Source organism: Rossellomorea aquimaris, from assembly GCF_008180865.1.
Taxonomy (GTDB): domain Bacteria; phylum Bacillota; class Bacilli; order Bacillales; family Bacillaceae_B; genus Rossellomorea; species Rossellomorea yichunensis.
Genome location: NZ_VTEX01000002.1, coordinates 177,044 through 201,179, shown reverse-complemented (window position 1 = coordinate 201,179; position 24,136 = coordinate 177,044). Strand labels below are relative to the sequence as shown.

Here is a 24,136-nt window from a genome sequence, read left to right as displayed (position 1 = left end):
ATTTAAGACAGATAGAAGGTAGGGATGAGAATGAACAAACAATCTTCTAAGAAGAGATTACAGGATGCAGGACAAGGATACTTATTTATGTCTCCCACGCTATTTGTATTAGCGGTGTTTATTATTGGACCGATTCTTTATGCCATCTTTTTATCCTTTCATAAGGTTCAACTCCTGGGAGATATGAGTTTTGAATTTGTTGCTTTTGAAAACTTTGCAAGGATCATGGAAGACAACCGGGCTATTATCGCATTGAAAAACACGGCAAAGTACGTACTGATTGTGGTGCCGACACAGACCTTTCTGGCATTGGTTCTGGCTGCAACGTTAAACGCAGGATTAAAGGGTGAGAAGCTTTTCAGGATTGTCTATTTCTTACCAACCCTAACGTCTTCAGCCGTATTAACACTGATCTTTATGTGGATGTATAACAAAGAAGGGCTGATCAACAACCTTTTAGAAAAAGTGGGCTTGCCGACTTATAACTTCTTAGGTGATCCTGACATTGCCCTGAATGCGATTATGTTAATGAATATCTGGGCAACGGCACCGTTTTTCATGGTCATCTATCTTGCAGCTCTTCAGGATATTCCAGACTCGTTATACGAAGCGGCTGAACTGGACGGAGCGAATGCGATCCAGAAGTTCTTCTATGTGACCGTTCCGTTTCTGCGACCAGTTACGTCATTTGTCGTGATCATGGGGGTTATCGGAACGTTCCAGCTGTTTGATCAATCGTATATTTTCTCAGGTGGATCCGGTGGACCGAATAACTCGACGTTAACGGTTGTCCTCCTCATCTATCAATATGCCTTTAAATCATTGGGAACCATGGGGTATGCTGCAGCACTTGCCTTCGCGCTCGCCATAATCATCCTGGTGGCGACCTTGATTCAACGTAAATTCTCTAAAGAAGAATCACTCTATTAAGGAGGATGGAAGCATGAATTCGAAGAAAAAGACGTTCAGTAAGCGTCTTCTATACATTGTCCTGATAGGCTATGCGATCACAACTCTGATTCCATTCTTATGGGCACTCTCCTCTTCTTTTAAAACATTAGAAGAAATCATTAGCGGAACGATGAATTTCATACCGAAGAATTTCACATTGGATAATTATAAACAGATTTTCATTAAACAGGAGCTATTTCCACGATGGTTATTCAATAGTTTATTCATCGCAGTAGTCGGAACAGCATTGAATATCATCTTTAATTCCATGTCTGGATATGCCTTGGCGCGCTTAAGCTTTCCAGGAAAGAAGGCATTATTCATAATGATTCTCGCAGTACTGATGATTCCGGCTCAAGTCACGATGATCCCGAACTATTTAATTTTAAAAGAAATCGGATGGCTTAACTCGTATCAAGGGATGATCGTACCGGCCATGATCAATGCAACCTTCATTTTCATGATGAGACAGTTCTTCATCAACTTCCCGAAGGAACTGGAAGAGGCTGCTCAAATCGATGGTCTAAGCCGTTTCGGTATCTTCTTCAAGGTGGTTTTACCATTAGCAAAACCAGCCTTGGCCGCACAAGCAATCTTTGTCTTCATGGGATTCTGGAACAACTTCATGACCCCATTGATTGTCATGACCGATACAGAAATGTATACACTGCCATTAGGATTGAACACCTTTAAAGGCCAATACGTCAGCTACTGGAACTACATCATGGCGGCATCCATGGTCTTTACACTGCCGGTACTCCTTCTGTATGCATTCTTTAATCGCTACTTTATTAAAGGAATTTCATTCACAGGCGGGAAATAGGAACAGGAGGGCTTCTCATTTTGGGAGCTCTCTTTTTTTGGAGTAAAGTAGTGAAGGGCAAGTGAAAATAGAGGGGGAAGCAGGAATCCTTATGGGTTTGCTGCGAATTTTTGCTGATTTGGTTGTAGTTTATGGTGATGCGAGTCAGGTTTGTGGGGTGTGCGGGGGCATGTTGTTGTCAGAAGTAAATTTATCAGTGAATGATAGCAGACAAGCCTGTGGGCTCTACCTTATGTGAATAAAGGTGGCCTGTCCCCTCGTCCCGGAGGTGTGAATTTGTATACTTTGGGTATTGTGATAGGAAGAGGAATGTTCACTATTCTCGATCCTGTAGTTTTTGTGAAGAGATGGTTTTTTTATTGAATTTTCCAGTTGTTTTAGATATAGTGGGATAGATTGAAATTTTTGGGAGGAGATACAATGAAATCCATACATGATATTGCCATCATCATTCCTGCCTATAACCCAGATGAAAAATTGACTATTTTAGTGAATGAAATCATTTCAGCTCAATTTTCACGAGTTATTATTGTAAATGATGGAAGTGAAAAAGAGTGTTACGGTATTTTTGAAGAGTTAGAAGGATTGAATGGATGTGTAGTCCTGCACCATGAGGTGAATCAGGGAAAAGGTCGGGCATTAAAAACGGCTTTTACATATTTTAATGAGAATTATAACGATTCTATAGGTCTCATTACGATTGATTCGGATGGTCAACATACATTGGAAGATATGAAAAAAGTAGCAGCTAAATTATTGGAAAGTCCGAATAGTTTAGTACTGGGCTCAAGGAATTTTTCAGAAGAAAATATTCCGTTTAGAAGCAGATTCGGTAATAACCTCACAAAGGTAGTTGTGAAATTTGCCAGCGGTATCAAGGTATCAGATACGCAAACAGGATTGAGAGCAATTCCTGCAGTGTTTGTAGATGATCTGCTAGAGGTGAAGGGTGAACGTTATGAGTACGAGATGAACATGTTGCTGGAATGTAAGAAAAAGAATATTAAAATAGAAGAAGTTAAAATTAAGACAATTTATATAGAAGAAAATAAATCATCTCACTTCAATCCCATTAAAGATTCTATTAAAATCTATTCGGTGTTCCTAAGGTTTATAGCATCCTCTTTTGCATCATTTGGGATAGACATCGTTTTATTCATGATTTTCTCATTGATGTTAAAAGAAGTGTTACCCGATTCATTTATCATCGTCTCGACAGTGCTTTCAAGGGTTTTATCTTCTTTCATTAATTTTATGATTAATAGAAACGTAGTATTTAAGTCCAGTTCATCGAATACGATGGTAAAATATTATGCCCTGAGCATCGTGCAGATGGGGATTTCAGCCCTGGGGGTACACTACATTTATTCGGCTGTAAGTTCTGGAGAGGTAGTCATTAAGATAATCGTGGATTCTTTGTTGTTCCTGGTAAGTTTTGTGATTCAAAGAGAATGGGTTTTTAAAAATGATGTTGGTCGTCGTGAGTTGTTGAATAATGAGTAGCAGCGTTGTTTCATTTTTATTATTATTCGCTTCCTTAAGCGGATGGGGACTTCTCTCCTTTAATAGAGTAAAAGTGCATATCGCTTTTATTCCTATCTTTATCTTTTCATCCATTACTACAGTGGTGTTTTGTGCAGGTTTAATTAATGTTATGCCTCTAGCAGTAAATCTCATTTACTACTCGGGGCTTATTCTTTTTGTTATTTACCTTATTCTTTTCTTTAGAAGGAAACAAGCATTAATGCCGATGCTTCATCCAGGTATCATTGTATTTGCCCTGTCAATACTTGCCATGATGATTTATTTGAAGGGGCTGATCTTAACCCACTATGATAATTTCAGCCACTGGGGATTAATTGTCAGGGAGATGTCGCTGATCAATGGCTTACCTGACAGTTCGACGATTGTGACATTTCAAAACTATCCTCCCGGCAGTGCAGTGTTTATATATTTCATATTGGAAGTATTAGGGGAACATGAAAGTTATGCCTTAATGGCGCAGGCATTTTTAGCTATTTCTTGTGTCGTGACACTATACTTTTTTAGTGAATGGAAAAGACCTGCAGTTATTCTTTTAACGATGGCGGCAGGAATTTCTCTATTACTGGTCAATTGGGGAAGTTTCTATAACCTTTTAGTGGACATCTTATTAGGATTGGTTGCTTTGGCCTCGGTTATTGTAGCGTATTACTATAGAGGTGATTGGAAAAAGCAGCTGATTGTGAATACACCCATCTTGATCCTACTTATGCTGCTAAAAGATAGCGGGAAAATCTTTCTGGCATTCAATGTCATTATTATTCTAAGCTTTATCTATTTCTATTACGTCCATAAGAAACGTTTGACGAAAGATGTAAGAAAGATTGTCTATAATGCTTTGGTGTGGTTGATCGGGATTCCTATGTTCTTGAATTACTTATGGATAAAATACACCATTAAGGCTTACCAAACGGGTTACGGTGCAAACAAGTTCGCTGTTACACCGGATAAAGTCGCGAATAATGAAAAGTCCTCAGAGTTTATGGATCATATCGGCCCACAGTTATGGAGGGCCTCGACTAATTTAGAATCGAATAACTTTAAAGCTGTCGTCATTGTTAATATGATTGCCGTCATCCTATTGGTAGTGATGTATGTGGTCCAAAGAAAACTATCCAGGCTTTTGGTTTTCTCCATTTTTATTTCGAATGGTTTTTATGTTCTATACATGTTCTCTCTCTATTTCATGTATGTATATTTAATGCCTGAATTTGAGGCAGCAAGAATTGCAGGATTCGGCAGGTACCAATCAACGATTATTATCTATGTGATTGGTATATTAATGTGTGCTGTCATCCATGAGTGGAACCGTTATATAAACAATAAGCCTATTTCGAAAATCATTACTTTGTTTCTGCTGGGGAGTCTATTCGTCTATCCATTCAGCGGAAATATGAGAGTGATTACGGAAAAACCGGAAACGATTTCCTCAATGAGATGGGAAGTGAAAAACAAATTTAGCAAGATCGCCTCAACGGGAGGCATTGATCCTGAGGTGACTTACTATAGCCCAAAGAGTAAAAATGATAGAGGATATTTGAAATATATCGTTTCCTATGAGCAGCTATCTATGAACTATTCAATCACGAACGGGTTAAGCTCTGAGGAAGAAAAAGAAAAGTTCTTTACAAGCCTCAAGAAATCAGACTTCTTAGTCGTACTGGACTCTGATAAAAGGTTTAATGAATGGCTATTAAAATATATTGACGTTGATAATCCTGAAGGAGTTTATAAAGTTCTGTACGAAAATGATGAGTGGACAATTACTCCTATTTGATAAAGAAGACTATGATCCTTTTATAGGTTCATAGTCTTCTGTTTTTGTATGAAATTTATTAAAATTTGTAAAAAAATGATAGTAAATGACAATTTTCGAAGTATAATTGTCTTAGATAATTCAGATTAGAATAAAATATGAGTCGATTCGACTGTTTGATCGATCTGGGTTGTTCCTTACATATTAATTTTGAGAGGGTTGAATGGTTTGAACAGTGGAGTAAAAAAGAAGTTAAGTAGTATTGCTCTGTCAACTTTAGCTTTAGGTATGATTGCTTCTCCGGCAGGGGGTACCGTTTCGGCAGAAAATGCGCCAACAAATGTGTTATCGACTGATGCTTATGTAAAATTAAAAATAATGGAAACAACCGATGTGCATGGAAGTTTAATGGACCATGACTATTATTCTGATAAGCCAGTTGAAAACGGACTTGTTCGCCTTTCAACTCTGATCAAAAAAGAACGTGAAGAAAACCCGAATAATTTACTGTTGGATAATGGTGACCTGCTTCAAGGGAATCCGTTTACTGATTTTATCGCTAAGGTTGATCCCTTAACATTTGTGAATCGTTTGTCAGGTGATGATCGATATGAAACGGCTGTAGAGGTATCGAAAAAAGGCTGGGCGAAGTCTGAAACAGTAGTCATCGCCCGTTCTGATAATTTTTCCGATGCGTTAACGGGTGCGCCATTGGCTTATCACTTGGATGCTCCGATCCTATTGACGGGTACGAAGAGCTTAAATGCTAAGACGAAGGAAGAAATAAATCGTCTTGGTGCGAAAAAAGTGATTATTTTAGGCGGGGTAAATGCCGTTTCTGCAGATGTACAAAGTGAATTAAGCAAGATGAAATTATATATTAAGAGAATCCAAGGTTCTGATCGCTATGAGACAGCCTCCATGATAGCAGAGGAAGTTGGCGGGAACACCGACACTGCCATCCTTGCTGATGGGTCAAACTATCCAGATGCCATTGCGATTGCACCATATGCTGCAAAGAATGGGTATCCGATTCTTTTAACAAAAAAGGATAGTGTACCAGGCACAACAACTGAATCTCTTAAAGGGAAAGATAAGACCATCATTGTAGGTGGACCCGGGGTTATTAGTGAGAAAGTTGAAAAACAACTGAAAAACCCATCACGGATTTTCGGTCAAAATCGATTTGAAACGTCACTCAAAATTGCTACTGAGTTGGATACAGTAACGGATAAAGTGTTTGTCACAACAGGAAGAAATTTCGTGGATGGATTAACGGGATCAGTTCTCGCTGCCAAGCACGATGCTCCTGTCCTTTTAGTTGAGAAAAATGCCATGGCTGAAGCTGCCAAGCAATTGATTGATAGCAAGTACGTCTCCATTCTAGGTGGAGAAAATGCCGTATCTGAAGGATTAATCGAAAATGAAACGCACCCGATCTATGAAGCGATGAACTTATTGGATTATGATGCTGCCACTTTAGGAAACCATGAATTCAATTATGGATTAGAGTTCCTGGAAAATAGTATCAAAGGCGCTGACTTCCCATACGTCTCGGGGAACGTGTATAAAGATGATCATGATCAGGACCCTTCAAACGATGAAAACCTTGTAAAACCATATAAAATCGTGGACAAGGAAGTTGTCGACGAAAATGGGAACAAGCAAACGGTCAAGGTCGGTGTCATTGGTTTCGTAGCTCCTCAAATCATGCAATGGGATAAAGCGAACCTGGAAGGTAAAGTTGTGACTGAGGACGTAGTGGCGTCAGCTGAAAAATGGGTTCCAAAAATGAAGAAGGATGGAGCAGAAGTGGTTGTTGTTCTCTCTCATTCAGGTTTTGACAAAGATAAATCCAATAAAGAAAATACCGTGTATCCACTAAGTGAAGTAGACGGAATCGATGCGATATTATTCGGGCACACTCACCTGTCTTTCCCGGGAGATGCTTCCTACAACTCCCTTGAAGGCGTGGATAATAAAAAAGGAACAATCAATGGTGTGGCTGCCGTTCAAGCAAATGTTGACGGGAAAACACTTGGTGTCATTGACTTAACTTTGGAACAGGTAAATGGGAAATGGAAAGTGAAAGATTCTCAATCGGAAGTTATTTCTTCAACAGGAGTAACAGCGGATAAAGAAATGGTTGATGTCTTAAAAGACTCCCATGACAGCACCATTGAATACATCAATGGTGAAGTGGGTCAAACGGAAGCACCAATTCACAGCTTCTTTGCACGGGTACAGGATGATCCATCCGTACAAATTGTCAGCAATGCTCAAAAAGAGTATGTAGAAAATGCGTTAAATGGAACTGAATACGAAGATCTTCCTGTCCTTTCATCTGCAGCTCCATTTAAAGCTGGAAGAAATGGGGCCGGTGAGTACACAAACATTCCTAAAGGAACAGTGACGATTAAAAACGTTTCTGACCTTTACAAGTATCCAAATACGGTTCAAGCGTTACTTTTAACAGGTGCCGAAGTAAAAGAATATATCGAATGGACAACCGGAAACTTTAATCAAATCGACCCGACGAAAACAGAGGAACAATCTCTGATTAATAAGGATTTCCAAGCTTACAACTTTGATACGATCGATGGTGTGACTTATGAAGTGGATGTAACAAAACCTGCTAAATATGATCAGTCCGGTAACGTGATTAATGCAGGAACAAGACGTGTGAAAAACGTAATGTTTAATGGTAAGCCGGTAGAGGAAGATCAGAAGTTTGTCGTGGCTACGAATAACTATCGTGCTTCATTTACAAAGCTTGCGAATCCTGATGGGAAACGAGTCATCTATGTTTCGCCAGACGAGAATCGTCAAGTAGTCATGAACTACATTATTAAAAACAAAACGATTAATCCAACTGCCGATAAGAACTGGACGTTTGCACCGATTTCCGGAAATGTTGATGTCACATTTGAGTCTTCTCCAGAAGCAAAAATGTTTGCTCAGCAAACATCGAACATTCATCATGTCGGAGAAGGTACGAATGGATTCCATAAATACAAGATTGATTTTCCTGCAGAAGAGCCCTTTGAAGTTCAATTGTTAGGCATCAATGATCTTCACGGTCAATTGGACACGTATAACAAAGGTTTGAATGCTGGGGGAATTGAATACTTGGCTGCCCATATAAAAGAACGTGAAGCAACGAATCCCAACACACTAATGGTGCATGCAGGAGATGTCGCCGGGGCAAGTTCTCCCGTATCTGCGTTATTACAGGATGAACCAACCATCAAAATGCTAAATGAAATTGGTTTTGATGTAGGTACTGTAGGAAACCATGAGTTTGACGAAGGTGTAGATGAAATGATGCGCCTGATCGACGGGGGAAGACATTCGAAAACCTACTCTAAATATGGGGTGTTCGAAGGGGCGAATTTCCCTTATGTAGCGGCAAACGTAGTGGATAGCAAAACCAAAGAACCGATTCTTTCTCCATATGTGGTAAAAGAGGTTAACGGAGTTCCGGTTGGATTTATAGGAATTGCTTTCTCCGATACACCAGGAATTGTCACACCGAGTGGAACAGCGGGAGTAACATTTACGGATGAAGCCGAAGCGATTAACAAATATGCAGAAGAACTAAAGGAAAAGGGTGTAGAGGCGATTGTCGTCCTATCCCATAACCCGGTGAAATCAAACACCGATGGATCCAACCCTACAGAAGAACTGGCTGATATCGCAACAAAAGTAGACGATGAAGTGGATATTATGTTTGGTGGACACAATCATCAGTATGCAAATACGATTGTGGATGGAAAGCTACTTGTTCAATCGTATTCTTATGGTACAGCGTTTTCGGATGTGGATTTCGTGATTGATCCAGCTACCAAGGATATCACGTCGAAAAAAGCAGAAATCGTATCTGCCGTCAGAACCATCACGCCAGATGCCGGGATTAAAGAATTACTCGATGAATATCTTGCAGATGTTGCACCTATCCTGAATGTGAAAATTGGGAACACAAAAAAAGGAATCAGCAGGGATCAAAATCCTGATGGTGAGTCTGCCATGGGTAATCTGATTGCAGATGCCATGAGAAGTCATACAGGAACAGATTTTGCCTTTATGAATCCAGGAGGTATCCGTGCAGAAATCGATGCAGGTGAAATCACATGGAAAGAAGCCTTCACTGTTCAGCCATTCGGTAATGATCTTGTAACGATGGATCTGACTGGACAGCAGGTCTATGAACTATTCGAATCTCAATGGGCGAAAGATCCCAATGCACCAAGAATCTTACAGATTTCCGGATTGAAGGTTTCATATGATAGCAGTAAACATGAAGGAAGCAGAATCCAATCCGTTACAACTGGAGACGATCAACCACTTAACCTGGCCAAAACATACTCAATCACGGTGAACAACTTTATGGCAGGCGGCGGTGACGGATATACGGTACTATTAGAAGGTAAGAATCAAGTCATTGATATCGTAGATTTAGAAGCTTTCGTTTCATACATTAAAGCACAAGGGACAGTAGATCCTGTTGAAGAAGGACGTATTACAAAGGTTAATAAGTAAAGATTTGTTTGAAAGCACCGTAATCATCCGGTGCTTTTTTGGTGTGTTGTTTTGTAGTGGGCGCATTTAAGGGTTTAGGAGATAAGTAGCGGGACAGTTTGATAGGATAGGGAAAGTGCCAGGCACCTAAGGAGTCAATAATACCTCTAAATGATCCTGAGAATTCCTGCAGCCCAACAAAAAAGAAGCGAACCCAACAAAGGTCCGCTGCTTCCTTTAAAATTTACGCTCCTGCCCAAACATCCTTGGCATATCGACCATCTTCTTCAAGTGATCCCAGCCATGCGTCAGCTTCTTCTTTCGTTGTTTGATAGAAATGCATATAGCATTCTACTAATGTGCGTTCCACATCCGGTGCCATTTTACCACCGTCTCCACAGATGTATAAGCGGCCTCCATCTTTCAATAAAGGTAGGATGTCTTCAGCGCTTTCCGCCAAACGGTGCTGGACGTATGTCTTTTCTTTACCAGGGCATCTTGAGAAAGCCGTGTGAAGAGTTACGATTCCATCTTGTTCGGCCTTCTCTAATTCCGCTTGATATAAGAAATCGTGTTCAGGATTGCGGCAGCCGAAGTAAAGGTGGGCTGCTCCCAGCGTTTCTCCTTTTTCTTTAAGAATGCGGCGTGCCTGGATAAATCCCCTGAATGGTGCAATTCCAGTACCAGGGCCGATCATGACGATTGGTGTTTCGGTTGCGTCCGGAAGCTGGAAGTTCGATTGAGGTGTAGAGATAAAGCACGCTATCTTATCGCCTTCGGAACGTTCTGCCAGATAGTTTGATGCTATTCCTTTGTATTCTCCATTTCCACTCCATGCTTCTCCGCGAACGACGCTGACCGTGATGCTCGCTTCTCCTTCTTTGTAGAGGGGAGAGCTTGAAATCGAGTAGTATCTTGCTTTTAGTGCTGGGAGTAAAAGCAGGAACCCTTCAAACGGAATTTCACAGGCAAGGTACTTTTCCACCAGATCCAGCATGGTGATCCGTTTACCTAGTATCTCCCTTTTGTACGTTCCAGCCTCCAATAGCTCTTCAAGCTCTAATACATGGGGAGGACATACAGTATGAGACGCAAGTGCCCGGATTTGCGAACGAGTAGCTGGTTCTTGGAATTCCACATAATTAGAGAGTAATTCTTTAAGATTTACTGGGTTCTCTGTTGGAAGGTGGACTGCTTTTCCCGGATCTCCAGTGAGTTGGACATAGTCTTGGCCGTTCAGGTTGAATCGACTGAGCACTCGCTCAACAAGAGAGCTTGGATTGCGGGGAAGCACCCCGATATGGTCTCCTTCCTGATAATCTACAGCCTCTGGAAGAGTCAACTCAAGATGTCTTGTATTCCTTCCACTTTCCACATGCTGCAATTCACTATTTCTACTTACCACCGATGTAAAGGCATGATGGGTGCGGGCAAGTGGTGTGTCACTGACATCACTGACAAAATTCATTGTGATCGAGCTGCTTTCTTCCCCGTTTGGATGAAGCTCAATGTTCAATTCTTTTGCTAGATTCGGCCAAAGTGCTTCCGACCATTTCTCGTAATCTCCTTCAAAATCGTCGCTTGCATCACCATGGCCTGTGTTCGACAGACGATGAGCTCCTTTTTGTTCCATCTGCTCATCAATGAAAGTAGGAATGCGTTGGTACGTAGTCGCCCAGTTGTGGTCGCCACATCCGAATACCGCATAGCGAACATCGTTTAGTGTTCCTTCCTCCGTTTCACTTAGCCAAGAAACGAATGCGTCCGCATTGTCCGGAGGATTTCCGTTATAGGAAGCAGAAACGATGAGAACCGCTCCTTCTGTCGGAAGCCCGCTCGTATAATCATTTAAAGGAGCAACCTCGGCTATAAAGCCTTGTTGACGACCTGTTTCAGCAAGATCGCGGGCGATTCCTTCAGCTGTTCCCATGTTTGATCCAAACAGAATATAGAGTGGAGTACCATGAGACGACTCTAGAGAAGCTTGTGCTGCTTTTTTCTCAGATTTCACTTCTTCCGAAGAAGCAGCGGTAAAGGACACGACCGGTTTCCTTGGTGAAACGCGCATCGTCAAACCATCTGGCTTGAGGGTCAAGGTTTCTTTTACTTCCAATTGATATTCTTTATGATCAATCAGGTCAAAGTGTTGCAAAACCATTCCGAGAACAAGGGTCGCTTCGTGAAGGGCAAACTGCTGTCCGATGCAGGCGCGCTGTCCGTTTCCGAAAGGTTTGTAAGCATGATATGGAATCGAAGACGGGTCCTCAAAACGCTCTGGTATAAACGATTCCACGTCATCTCCCCAAACGGATGGATCACGGTGAAGCTCAGGAATAATAAGGGTGAATACATCATCTTTATTAACTTTGTATTGCCCGTTTAAAGTTGTGTCTTCTTTTGCATAAACGGAAAATGCCGGTGCGGTCGGCCATAGACGAAGTGCTTCATTAAGCACCATGCGAATATATTTCAATTTCTTCACTTGTTTATAATCAGGAACGTCGTCACCCAGCACTTCATCCACTTCTTGCTGCGCTTTCTTCAATTTTTCCGGATTATTCATTAGAAAGTAAAGGGTAAACGATAGAAGCCCACTCGTTGTTTCGTGTCCTGCAATTAAAAAAGTGATGATTTGATAACGGATGTTTTCATCATCCAGCACTTCACCCGTTTCCGGATCGGTTCCTTTTAACATATGAGAGAGCAGGTCATCCTCACCCTGATCACCATTTTGTTTCCGTTTCGCAATCAATTCATCTACTAGATTGAACATGTATTGAATGTCTTCCTTGAATTGTTTTTTAGATTTAACCATCAATTTATCTTGAACACCAAGTCGCTGCGTTTGACTCATGGCTTCGTCCATTGCCCGGACCATACTGTCGACAAATGGGTGGGAGTTTTCCCTGTAAAAGCTGTTAAAGCGGTAATTAAAACCGCAGAGACCGATCGTATCCAAGGTTAAGCGAGTCATATCTTCAGGAACATCGATTTCATCAGCCGGATTTAAGCGGGCCCATTTCTGAATAAGTTGGGTGGCAAGATCGATCATTTTAGCATGATAGCCCTTCATTGCCTGCTGGCTGAAGCTTGGAAGCAGGATATTATGCGCCTTTTTCCAATTGTTTTCCGTCGTTTCACTTGTGAAAAGACCGTCGCCGCCAAATGCTCTTACTTTTTGTAAGGCAGGGCCGACCTTCTTATCAAATCGTGTTTCGTCGCAAATTTCTTCAGCAAGGGAGGCACTCGATACAAACGTACTGATACGTCCCGGAAATTGAAACTGAAAGATCGGGCCGAGCTCTCTTGCAAGCTTCATATAGGATTGAAGAGGTTTGTCTTTATCGATGACCGGCAAACTGCCAAGGGGTCCATACGTCTTTGGCTGCGGAAGTTGGTTTGAGTTTGTCATTTAATAGCACCTCTTAAAAAAGAATTATAACGGAATGAACGTTCATTCCGTTTGGTGTATGAGAAACAAATCATTTCTCATACATGTAACCGTACAGCGTCCCACATACTTTCTTCTACATCTTTTAATAGTTTTGCTTCCGGTTCCAGCTCCCCAATACGAACCAATCGTTGAAGCTCTAGAAACGCTCCGTAAACGATGGCAATCAGAGCGGAGGAAGGAAGCTCCTTAATTTCTTTTTTCTCTTTTCCTGAATCAAAGAAATTCTTTAGGATCTCCAGGAGTCCTTGAAAGCTATCATGACTTACTTTATCTAAAAAATGGGCACTGCTATGTGTTTTAATAAAATAAAGTGCTTGGCTTTGCTTTGTTGTAAATTGAATCATGGCTTGAAATATATGATGAAATTGATCCCGAATGGTTTCATCATAAGGGAATTCATTTTCAAGAGTTTCTGTAAATATCCTTACATACTCTTGAAAAAGCTTGTTGCCAAGCACTTCTTTGTTATCAAAGTAACGATAGATGGTACCGGCTCCAACTCCTGCAGATGTCGCAATCATTGGAATCGTAGTCGCGTCATATCCACGCTCAGCAAAAAGAACCAAAGCGCTTGATATAATGCTGTCTCGTTTATTTACTGCAGTTGCCATAAGGATTCAGCCTTTCATCGGTTAAATACGGAATGAATATTCATTCCTCCTCATTGTATACCCAGTAAAATACCATCTCAATCACACAATGTACCTAATATTTGTGAAGGTTTTGTTAACGTATGTGGAGGAGGTTCTAGTAAGAGTCACTTTAAGAGAGGAGTTGGAATGTGTTTTTGTACAGGTGACATTAGAAGTGTTATTTGCAATAAGAAGGATACATAAGCTTTTAGAGGTGTTTCACGAAGATAAAGAAAAAGCAAACCCATCTTCACGGATTCGCTTCTCTTCAAGTCTACTTATTGTCCTTAACTGATTTCCGTTCCACTAATTCAGTCGTCAACTTATAATAAGGATCGACTTCCTCTTTAGCAAGCTTCTGAAAGATTAGATGAACAGCGAGTGCGCCGGCTTCGTATTTCGGCTGTCTCATTGTGGTCAATGGGGGAGATACGTACTCAGCCAGTTGAATATCATCAAATCCGATAATGGAAAGGTCTTCCGGGATCCGAATATTCTTCTCTGACAGGGCCTGCAAGCCACCGATCGCCATTTCATCGTTGGCATAAAAAATGGCTTGGGGGATATCTTGTTGGGCAATGAGCATTTTCGTTGCTTTATATCCGCCTTCACGTGTAAATCCACCTGATGTTTTCCATTTAGAACGATAAGGAATATCATGTTTCTCCAAGGCTTGCTTAAAGCCCTGGAAGCGGAGTTCATTGTCATGGGAGTTATAAGGTCCGCTAATATAAGCAATATTCCGGTGACCTTTCCTAATCAGATGTTCCGTAGCCTGAAATCCACCTTCGACATTGTCGACTTCCACCTGGAGAACATAGTCATGTTTAATATCCCGGTCCAACACGACGATAGGGAATCCTTCGCGGGTGGATTCCAATATCGTTTCGTCTGTGATGTTATGGGCTAAGATAATCACACCGTCGACTCGTTTTTCTTTCAAAAATTTAATGGCTGTAGATTGGGCACCGCCAATTGAACTGCAGGCTATGAGGTCGTACCCGTTAGTAGATGTCACATCCTGGACGCCTTTAATTAATTCAGAATAATACGGACCTGATAAATCACTCAGAATCAAGGCGATGGTATTCGTGTTGGTACGTTTTAAATCGGATGCGAGTCCGTTCTTTTGATAGTTCAATTGTTTTGCTGCATCCAATACTTTCTTTCTTGTTTCTTCGCTTACTTTGGTACTGTTATTTAAAGCGTAGGAGGCCGTTGAAACGGCTACTCCTGAAAGCTTTGCTACATCTTTGATTGTTGCCATTTATTCACATCCTTGATTGCTATACGAATAGCGGTTGTTCCATCTAAATTGTTAAATCCATTATACCTTTATAGTATAGTCATTCACACTCTCGACTAGTAGAGGTGATGTTTTCCCCTTACTATTTAATCCCCGACATCGTAAAGCCTTCGACGATATATTTTTGGAAGAAAGAGAAGATGATGATAATCGGTACGACCATGAAGGCTGCTCCAGCCATTTGAAGACCAAAGTTATTCGCATACTGCCCTTGAAGGAGGGATAGTCCTACTGAAAGGGTGTAGAGACTCTCATCATTCGCGATGATCAACGGCCATAGGAAGCTGTTCCATGCTCCGATAAACGTCAGAATTCCCTGTACAGCAAAGATCGGCTTCGCGATGGGAACGATTAATTTAAAGAAGATATAGAATTCTCCTGCCCCATCAAGGCGGGCTGCTTCAAGCAGATCAGTTGGAATCGTGGTCATAAACTGTCTGAATAGGAAGATACTGAATGCTGCTGCAAGCCCCGGCAGGATGATCCCGGTCATCGTATTGGTCAATCCCATCTCGTTCAAGATTAAGTAAACGGGAATCATCGTGACTTGTGCAGGAATCATCATGGTTGCAAGCACTATATAAAAGATCTTTTCTTTCCCTTTAAAATGAAACTTTGCAAATCCATAACCAGCCATGGCATTAAAGAATAATCCTAAAAAGGAAAATAGGACGATGACAAGGGTATTTCTCAAATACACACCAAAGTTCATGCTTTCAAATAAGTTAAGGTAGTTCTCCAATGTAGGATTCTCTGGGAACAGGGTAGGTGGGATTTGCAGAACTTCACTTTCAGGTTTGAATGAGCTTGAAATCATCCAGATGAAAGGGATGGATACAAGGACTCCACCAAGAATCATGAGTAAGGCAACCAGCGTTTTTTCAGTTTTTCGTTTCATTGTATTTGCTTTCATTGTTTCAGCCCCGATACTAATAAATTTTCAGACTTAATATTCTGTATCAGATTTTCTAAGCTTGAATTGGAATAGCGTAATCAAAATGATAAAGATAAATAGAATAAACGAACCTGCTGCGGCATAACCAAATTCACTGAATTGGAAGCCTTTTTTGTAGATGAATAATGCCATTGATATCGTACCGTCCAATGGACCACCATTGGTCATGACAAATGGTTCTTCGAAGAATTGCAACCAGCCAATCAGGGTGGTGATCGTCACGAAGAAAGTAGCATACCGGAGTAATGGAATCGTGACATTGAACAGTACCTGTAATCGATTGGCACCATCCATTTCAGCAGCCTCGTAATAGGACTTCGGTATTCCTTGCAAGGCAGCAAGGAAGATGATCATGTTGATTCCGATTCCCTTCCATACGGCTAAAACAATCAACGATAGTTTCGCAATCGTTGGCTCTCCTAACCAAGGAATTTTATCCACATCTAATAGTGATAATAGGTAGTTGAACAACCCGTACTCTGTATTGTAAAGAAATCCCCAAATAACTGCGACGGCAATGATATTTGTGATGGAAGGCATGTAGTATACGCCCCGAAATACTTTGAATAACGAGCTTGTTCCGTAGTTCAGCAATAAGGCGATTCCCAAAGAGAATATAATAACAAGGGGAACGCCGATGACTACATAAAACAACGTATTAATGATCGACTTATGAAATAAATCATCCGTTATCAACTTTGAATAATTCTCAAGTCCGATGAAACTGATGTTGGACCAATCAGCTAAGCCTTTTAAGTCAAGGTCTGTAAAGCTAATAAAGAACGCTACAATGATCGGAATGATACTAAAGACAGTCAATATGATAACCGCAGGAGCTATAAACACATATGGATGTTTATTGTTTTTACTGAATTTGAATCCATTGCCCATGATATCCCACCTAACTAAAACTACGCTTCGTAAAGGTAAGCTTGCTAAAAATGGAGCTCAGGCAAAGGGCTGATCCTTATGCCTGTAACTCCAAATGTACCTTACTATAACTTCATAATAGAAGCGTTTGTTTCATTTATTTTCGTCTTGAATGACTCGATTTACTCTTCTACCATTTCCTGTGCTTTTTTATTAAATTGTTCTAATTCTTTGTCTAAGTCAGCGTCGCCAACGGTTACTCTCTCAATTGTTGAAAGGAATTCTTGTGCGATCTTTTCAAACTCTTTGATTTGTGGAGAAGCTTTAGTAGATTTCAGCTGTTCCCCGAACACGGATAATAGTGGATCGTCTTTTAATTTAGGCTCTTCCCATGCTTCTTTTCTTGATGGAAGAGTATTGGACATTTCCAGCCATTCCATTTGTGTATCCACTTCATTCACATAAGAGATGAATTTAAGGGACTCGTCTACATTCTCTGAATTATGGAAGATAGAGAAGTTTGCTCCACCCATGCTTGATGTATTCTTTTCTTTCTTCGGCATAACGGCCACTGACCATTTATCCTTAAGATCCGGAGCCTGGTCATTAATGATATTGATCATCCATGGACCACTGAAGAACATCGGTTTCACGCCATCTTTAAACGCTTGGACAATATCCATTCCTTCAGTAGTAGGGCTGATTCCTTCCTTAAAGTAGCTTGTATAGTATTCTATCGCTTCTTTAAATTCAGGACTATCGAAATTCATCTTATCTTTACCTTCAAATTCATACCCATTTTGCCAAGCAAAGATAAACGGTGTGATTTGGTCGTTGCGGTCGATATCAAGACCGTAAACATCATCGCCTCTGTCGTTTAACTTCGTCGCTGCATCTTTCATTTCATCCCAAGTAGCAGGTGCTTGATCGTATCCTGCTTCTTTTAACAGGTCAGTTCGGTAGTATAAGACACGAGTATCGATATACCAAGGAATCCCGACCACTTGATCATCATAGGTCATAGAGTCCGCAGAACCTGCGAAATAGTTCTCAGGTTTGAAATCCGGGTAATCTTCTAAATATGGAGTTAAATCAAGCAACGCTCCTGCGTCTGCAAACTCCGGAACCCAGGTTGTACCCAGTTGAAGAACGTCAGGTCCATTTTTTGAAGCAACAGCTGTTAATAGTTTGTCATGAGCTGTTTCCCAAGGAATCGCTTGTACCTTTACTTTCATATCTGTGTTTTCTTTTTCAAATTCTTCAGCAAGCTTACTAAGCTTCTTACCTTCTTCACCCATTGCCCAGACAGTGATGGTTTTCTTCCCATCTTCAGAATCGCTTCCACCGCCGCAGCCTGCTAATACAGTAGATAGCGCAAGTACACAAATCATAAAGAAAGACCAAATTTTCTTATTCATACCTTCATCTCCATTTCTATTAGTTTGAAACCCTATTAAAAAAATTGAATCAGAGGTGGTAAGAGTTAATTTCCTGTTATGGAAAATATCTTACCAGGTGTTATTGAAACGTTTCGATGACTATATTATAATCAAAGGTGTATCCGCTTTCAACACTTTTCTGAAAAATACTAGAATTTTAAGTTTCATTCCATATTATACCTATATATACCTTATGTAATTTGTTGTTATAACAAGGTTTTTAGAAGGGTGGTAGAGTTAGATTATATAGTTGACTGACCAACCATTTACCTTTATACTTTTCTTCAATTGTTAATCGAAACGTTTCAATAATTTGAAAGAACCAAAATGAAAAAACCAATTGGAGGTTCTACTTATGAATGAAAATAAACTGACTGCATTACTTGACAAAATGACATTGGATGAAAAAATTGCACAGCTTACCCAGCTTGCTACTCCTTTTTTTAAAGGGGCAAGCGATCAAGGTGAAATTACCGGCCCGATGGTCGACATGGGGATCGACGAGGAAGTTGTCCGAAATAGTGGATCTGTATTGGGAGCTTCTGGTGCAAGGAACGTTATTAACATTCAGCGCACTCATATGGAAGAAAACAGACTGGGCATTCCTTTATTAGTCATGTCTGATATTGTACACGGTTTCAAAACGATCTTCCCGGTACCTCTTGGGATCGGATGCTCATGGGACCTGGAGTTAGCGGAAAAGAGTGCGGAAATTGCTGCAAAAGAAGCATCAGTATCCGGAGTCCATGTGACGTTTGCCCCGATGGTGGATCTCGTTCGCGATCCTCGCTGGGGAAGAGTGATGGAGTCTACAGGTGAAGATTCCTTTTTAAACAGTCAATTTGCCAGAGCATTTGTGAGAGGGTTTCAAGGGAAGGATCTAACTCACGACCATAACCGTGTGGCAGCTTGTGTCAAACACTTTGCCGCCTATGGTGCAGCTGAAGGCGGACGTGATTATAACACGGTTGATATGTCGGAGCGGGAACTCAGAGAAACCTATTTACCGGCATACAAAGCGGCTCTTGATGAAGGCTGTGAAATGGTCATGACCGCTTTTAATACGGTGTTTGGGATACCGGCTACAGGAAATAAAAAGCTTATGCGATCCATACTTCGAGAAGAAATGGAATTCAAGGGAGTTCTTATATCGGATTGGGGAGCAGTGAAAGAAATGATTCCCCATGGTGTGGCAGAGGATGAGAAGGAAGCTGCCCTTAAAGCAATTACAGCCGGTGTTGATATCGAAATGATGACTTCGACGTATGTGAAATATTTAAAAACGCTGGTGGAAGAAAAAGCAGTAGATGAATCCATCATCGACGAAGGCGTTTTACGCATTTTAGAGCTTAAACAAAAGTTAGGATTATTCGAGAATCCTTACCGCGGTGCAGATGAAAAGCTTGAACAAGAAGTGGTGTTAAACTCTGAACACCGCGTGGCAGCTCGTAAACTAGCAGCAAAGTCTTGCGTTCTACTTAAAAATGAGAGCGTTTTACCTTTAAAACGGAACCAGAAATTTTCACTTATTGGACCTTTTGCTCAAAACAAGGACATCCTTGGACCTTGGTCATGGTTAGGATCAAAAGAAGATGCCGTGACATTAATGGATGGAATGAAGATGAAAGTGGAATCTTCTCACCTAACGATTGCTAAAGGATCTGAAATTGAAACGGTTTCTGAAGAGCAATTGCTTGAGGCAGAGAGAGTGGCGGAAGGAGCAGATATCATCGTTCTGGCACTTGGGGAGGATTCTGAAATGAGTGGGGAGGCAGGGTGTAGAGCGAATATTAAACTACCTGATGCCCAGCTGGAACTTGTTTCGCGATTGAAGAAATTAAATAAACCGATGGTGGCCATTCTATTTAATGGTAGACCACTGGATTTACATGGGGTCATCGACCAGGTAGATGCGGTCCTCGAAGCCTGGTACCCCGGAACGGAAGGCGGGGCAGCGGTGGCAGACCTTTTATACGGAGATGAAAATCCGTCCGGACGACTGACCATGTCCTTCCCATATAGTGTAGGACAGGTACCGGTTTACTATAATCACTTCAATACCGGAAGACCAAAGGGAGCACCGGATGCCCAGGTCCGTTATGTTTCACAATACCTGGATATTCCGAATGATCCGCTTCTACCGTTTGGTTTCGGTTTAAGTTATACCTCATTTTCGTATAGCGACATGACGATTACTGAATCTGTTATGACACCAAATCAGCCGATTACCGTTTCGGTTACCGTAACAAACAGCGGATCCATGAGAGGCGAGGAAGTCGTTCAGCTTTATGTGCGGGATGTAAGCGGGGAAGTGATCCGACCACTAAAGGAACTTAAGGACTTTCAAAAAATCGTCCTGGAACCGGGAGAGCAGAAGCTGGTTACCTTTACCCTATCAGAACCACAGCTACGTTATCATCATTCAGATTTACAGTTTGACAGTGACCCGGGTACATTTATTGCCTATGCAGGTCCAAATAGCAAAGAAGCAATGGAGCAATCCTTTACATTAGTAAAATAGACGAAATGAGGGGAACAGAATGAATACTACACATAAGCTTACATCCGGTGATCTTCAATTCACCTTTTTAAATAGCGGTGATCTTTTTGAAATAAACCATGCATCTACCATGATCAACCAATTATTGACGAATTCCATCGATGGCTCGTTAAACAATCTTTATCTACGAATCTATGAATCATCCCAAATCGAGATTGTCCCATTAATCGGTGTTCAATCAACGAGTGAGGTGCGATTTTCAGAAACACAGGTGAAGTGGTCAGGGAACCATAAGACTCTTCAATACGAAGTAACCTTTACTTTGACACAAACAGGAGTTTGGTTCTGGGATGTGATGGTAGATGGGCAGGACGCGGAGGTCGATGTCATTTATGGACAGGACTTAGGATTGGCAGATAAAGGCGGCGTCCGCTCAAATGAAGCTTATATGTCCCAATACGTGGATCACAAAGTATTTGAAGATGATAAAGGATTTGTCGTCTGCTCTCGTCAAAATCAACCACAATCGAATGGCTTTCCGTATATTCAGCAAGGATCTATCGGAAAGACGGTCGGCTACTCGACGGACGGGTTCCAATTTTTCGACTTATCGTACAAGGAAACAAACCAACCGGAAATCTTGACCAAGCCTTCATTGGCAAACGAAGTCTATCAATATGAATTTGCATATACGGCACTGCAATCAGAGAAGGTCCAATTATCAGGACAAGAACATTTTGTCTTCTACGGTCTATTCAGAGAAAATCATTCTGAGGCGATCACAACATTAGAATATCACCAAGAGGTGGAACATGCATGGAATGAAGTACAGCAGCTTAATGAGAGTTTCAGTGCTCCTCTCGAAAAGGTGATTCTATCACCTGAAATTGGCGAACCCCTTCAAACGGAAGAAATGTCCAAAGAAGAAATTGATGGTCTATTTACTGAGCGTCATACGGAAGAATGGGATGGCGACCGTTTGCTTTCCTTCTTCACAGAAACTCACGAACATGTCGTGTTAAAGGAAAAAGAATTGGTGGTTGAACGCCCTCATGGACACATCCTCATGTCTGGAGGAAATCATGAGCTGAAGGAAGGGACCATCACATCCACATCCTTCATGTACGGAGTATTCAACTCCCAACTCGTGATTGGAAATACATCGTTTAACAAGATGATAACGAATACCCGGAATCATTTGAACGTCATGAAAACGTCCGGTCAGCGCATTTATGTTGAGGTTGAGGGAGTGTATCGTTTATTAACCATGCCTTCCATGTTTGAATTAGGCTTCAACTATGCACGCTGGTATTACAAGACGCAGGATGACACGATCATCATTACAAATTATACGACGGTCGATACGCCTGAAGTCCGACTGAACGTACGATCAGAGAACGGAAAACAGTACCGTTATCTTGTTTCCAATCAGATTACAATGAACAACAATGAGTATGAAGTCCCTTATAAGCTTGAAAAAAATGGTGATATTCTCGCCGTTTCTGCTGATTCTCACTCTGAAAGCAGCCAGACTTACCCTGACCTATGTTACAAGATGAAGGTAGATGGGGCTGACATGAGTGTGGAGAACGAGGAAAGATTGGGTAAGAACCTCCCAGCCGGAAGTGCATCACTTTGTGTACTCGACTTAACCGCGACATCAGAATGGACCATGACCATTCAAGGACTTCTTCACGGGGAAGATAGAGAATTCGAAAAGTCGGATATGACCGTTGAAATTGAGCGCTATCGAGAGTACTATCATCAAGTGATGAATGGGTTCAAGCTTTCTCAACATGGGGAGGTTCCTAGTGAACTGGCCAAAGTCAACTCCTTATCGTGGTGGTACACTCACAATATGCTTGTCCATTTCTCCGTACCACATGGACTGGAGCAATACGGCGGAGCGGCATGGGGAACCCGCGATGTTTGCCAGGGTCCGACGGAGTACTTCATGGCCACTCACAACTACCAAAGTGTGAAAGATATCATCAAAACCGTCTATTCCCATCAATATGAAGACAACGGTAATTGGCCGCAATGGTTCATGTTTGACCGTTACTTCAAGATCCAGCAGGATGATAGTCATGGAGATATCATCGTTTGGCCGTTAAAAGTTGTCGGTGACTATATAGCAGCAACCAATGATTACAGTATTCTGGAGGAAGAAATCCCTTATTCGACCCGGGATGGCTTTGATTTATCGGAAGGAAAGGCGACGCTATTACACCATATTCATAAAGAAATCGCCTACATTAAAGAGCATTTCTTGCATGACACATTCCTTTCGTCATACGGCGATGGGGACTGGGATGATACGCTTCAACCGGCAAACCCCCAGCTGAAACAATTCATGGCGAGCAGCTGGACAGTAGCCCTTACCTATCAGGTCTTGAATCAATTATCTAACGTGCTTGAGGGAGTACGGGATGAAGAAGCTTCGGAATTCAAGGCACTTGCTTCAGGAATACAGAATGATTACAAACGCTATATTTTACAAAATGATGTGATACCAGGCTTCGTGTACATGGAAGATCCGGCACATGCAGAATTAATGCTTCACCCGACGGACACGAAAACGGGCATAGAGTATCGACTGCTGCCGATGAACCGCAGTATCATTTCTGAATTATTCACAAGGGAACAAGCAGAATCCCACTACAAATTGGTGAAGGAACACCTCTACTGTCCAGACGGAGTCCGATTGATGAACCGCCCTGCAAACTATGAAGGTGGAGTAAGCACACATTTCAAACGAGCAGAACAAGCAGCCAATTTCGGCCGGGAAATCGGTCTGCAATATGTTCACGCTCATATTCGCTTTGTTGAAGCGATGGCGAAGCTCGGAAATACGGAGGAAGTGTGGAAGGGACTTGAAATCATCAATCCGGTCGGGTTGACTGAAGTCGTTCCAAACGCTGAAAGAAGACAAAGTAACGCATACTTCAGCAGCTCCGACGGTAAATTCAATACTCGATACGAGGCGCAAGAACGCTTTAACGAGCTGCGCGCAGGGACCGTACCGGTAAAAGGCGGCTGGAGAATCTACTCAAGCGGACCTGGAATCTACATGAATCAATTAATATCCAACTGCCTGGGTATCCGTCAAGAAGCAGAAGATTTGATCATAGATCCCGTTTTACCTGAGAAATTTGACGGATTGACATTTGATTTTAAATTTATGAATCGTCCAGTGACATTCACTTATCATATGGGGCAAGAGAGCGGCCGCGTTGTGGTTAATGGTGAAGAAGTGGAGACAGAAGAGGTATCTAATCGATATCGTATGGGTGGTATGAGGATTAAACGAGAGGTTCTTGAGGGTCTTTTGAGTGAGGAATCCAATGGAATTGAAGTGTTTATGTAAGATGAAATAGTTGGGGAGCAAGC

13 protein-coding genes are annotated in these 24,136 nt (G+C 41.5%); 7 read left to right on the top strand and 6 right to left on the bottom strand.

What is annotated here, in order from left to right; translation table 11 throughout:
* Positions 1-30 precede the first annotated feature (30 nt).
* The 5 genes from FZC88_RS08515 (at position 31) to FZC88_RS08495 (ending at position 9,611) form a co-directional block, all read left to right on the top strand.
* Complete coding sequence (locus FZC88_RS08515; protein WP_148967972.1) at positions 31-930, top strand: carbohydrate ABC transporter permease; 900 nt, start codon at positions 31-33, stop codon at positions 928-930.
* A gap of 13 nt (positions 931-943) precedes the next feature.
* Positions 944-1,774, top strand: a complete 831-nt coding sequence (locus tag FZC88_RS08510; RefSeq protein ID WP_148994451.1) for a carbohydrate ABC transporter permease — start codon at positions 944-946, stop codon at positions 1,772-1,774.
* Between the two features lie 420 nt (positions 1,775-2,194).
* A complete protein-coding gene (locus FZC88_RS08505) occupies positions 2,195-3,277 on the top strand; it encodes a glycosyltransferase (RefSeq protein WP_148994450.1) in 1,083 nt (360 codons plus the stop codon).
* On the top strand, positions 3,270-5,093 hold the full coding sequence (locus FZC88_RS08500; RefSeq protein WP_148994449.1) for a hypothetical protein: 1,824 nt from the start codon (positions 3,270-3,272) through the stop codon (positions 5,091-5,093). The genes FZC88_RS08505 and FZC88_RS08500 overlap by 8 nt, the downstream gene beginning before the upstream one ends.
* Positions 5,094-5,300: 207 nt before the next feature.
* Complete coding sequence (locus tag FZC88_RS08495) at positions 5,301-9,611, top strand: bifunctional 2',3'-cyclic-nucleotide 2'-phosphodiesterase/3'-nucleotidase (RefSeq protein WP_148994448.1); 4,311 nt, start codon at positions 5,301-5,303, stop codon at positions 9,609-9,611.
* A gap of 223 nt (positions 9,612-9,834) precedes the next feature.
* Here FZC88_RS08495 and FZC88_RS08490 read toward each other — a convergent pair whose 3' ends face one another.
* The 6 genes from FZC88_RS08490 to FZC88_RS08465 all read right to left on the bottom strand — a co-directional run bounded on the left by FZC88_RS08490 (position 9,835) and on the right by FZC88_RS08465 (position 18,225).
* Positions 9,835-13,002, bottom strand: coding sequence for a bifunctional cytochrome P450/NADPH--P450 reductase (locus FZC88_RS08490; RefSeq protein ID WP_148994447.1), 3,168 nt, complete (start codon positions 13,000-13,002; stop codon positions 9,835-9,837).
* A gap of 77 nt (positions 13,003-13,079) precedes the next feature.
* Positions 13,080-13,655, bottom strand: coding sequence for a TetR/AcrR family transcriptional regulator (locus FZC88_RS08485; RefSeq protein ID WP_148994446.1), 576 nt, complete (start codon positions 13,653-13,655; stop codon positions 13,080-13,082).
* Between the two features lie 295 nt (positions 13,656-13,950).
* A complete protein-coding gene (locus FZC88_RS08480; RefSeq protein WP_148994445.1) occupies positions 13,951-14,943 on the bottom strand; it encodes a LacI family DNA-binding transcriptional regulator in 993 nt (330 codons plus the stop codon).
* A 121-nt stretch (positions 14,944-15,064) separates the two neighbouring features.
* Positions 15,065-15,895, bottom strand: coding sequence for a carbohydrate ABC transporter permease (locus FZC88_RS08475; protein ID WP_148994444.1), 831 nt, complete (start codon positions 15,893-15,895; stop codon positions 15,065-15,067).
* 33 nt (positions 15,896-15,928) lie between these two features.
* Positions 15,929-16,828 (bottom strand): carbohydrate ABC transporter permease, encoded by a 900-nt coding sequence (locus FZC88_RS08470; RefSeq protein ID WP_148967978.1) that lies wholly within the window; start codon positions 16,826-16,828, stop codon positions 15,929-15,931.
* A 161-nt stretch (positions 16,829-16,989) separates the two neighbouring features.
* Positions 16,990-18,225, bottom strand: a complete 1,236-nt coding sequence (locus FZC88_RS08465) for a sugar ABC transporter substrate-binding protein (protein ID WP_148994443.1) — start codon at positions 18,223-18,225, stop codon at positions 16,990-16,992.
* 376 nt (positions 18,226-18,601) lie between these two features.
* Here FZC88_RS08465 and bglX point away from each other — a divergent pair, with 376 nt between their 5' ends.
* Complete coding sequence (bglX, locus tag FZC88_RS08460; RefSeq protein WP_148994442.1) at positions 18,602-20,767, top strand: beta-glucosidase BglX; 2,166 nt, start codon at positions 18,602-18,604, stop codon at positions 20,765-20,767.
* Positions 20,768-20,786: 19 nt separating this feature from the next.
* A complete protein-coding gene (locus FZC88_RS08455) occupies positions 20,787-24,113 on the top strand; it encodes a GH36-type glycosyl hydrolase domain-containing protein (protein ID WP_148994441.1) in 3,327 nt (1,108 codons plus the stop codon).
* Positions 24,114-24,136 lie beyond the last annotated feature (23 nt).

Bases quoted from the DNA above. Each gene is read 5' to 3' on its own strand.
- FZC88_RS08515 (WP_148967972.1), top strand. From the start codon at position 31: ATGAACAAACAATCTTCTAAGAAGAGATTACAGGATGCAGGACAAGGA.
- FZC88_RS08510 (WP_148994451.1), top strand. From the start codon at position 944: ATGAATTCGAAGAAAAAGACGTTCAGTAAGCGTCTTCTATACATTGTC.
- FZC88_RS08505 (WP_148994450.1), top strand. From the start codon at position 2,195: ATGAAATCCATACATGATATTGCCATCATCATTCCTGCCTATAACCCA.
- FZC88_RS08500 (WP_148994449.1), top strand. From the start codon at position 3,270: ATGAGTAGCAGCGTTGTTTCATTTTTATTATTATTCGCTTCCTTAAGC.
- FZC88_RS08490 (WP_148994447.1), bottom strand. From the start codon at position 13,002: ATGACAAACTCAAACCAACTTCCGCAGCCAAAGACGTATGGACCCCTT.
- FZC88_RS08485 (WP_148994446.1), bottom strand. From the start codon at position 13,655: ATGGCAACTGCAGTAAATAAACGAGACAGCATTATATCAAGCGCTTTG.
- FZC88_RS08480 (WP_148994445.1), bottom strand. From the start codon at position 14,943: ATGGCAACAATCAAAGATGTAGCAAAGCTTTCAGGAGTAGCCGTTTCA.
- FZC88_RS08475 (WP_148994444.1), bottom strand. From the start codon at position 15,895: ATGAAAGCAAATACAATGAAACGAAAAACTGAAAAAACGCTGGTTGCC.
- FZC88_RS08470 (WP_148967978.1), bottom strand. From the start codon at position 16,828: ATGGGCAATGGATTCAAATTCAGTAAAAACAATAAACATCCATATGTG.
- FZC88_RS08465 (WP_148994443.1), bottom strand. From the start codon at position 18,225: ATGAATAAGAAAATTTGGTCTTTCTTTATGATTTGTGTACTTGCGCTA.
- bglX (WP_148994442.1), top strand. From the start codon at position 18,602: ATGAATGAAAATAAACTGACTGCATTACTTGACAAAATGACATTGGAT.
- FZC88_RS08455 (WP_148994441.1), top strand. From the start codon at position 20,787: ATGAATACTACACATAAGCTTACATCCGGTGATCTTCAATTCACCTTT.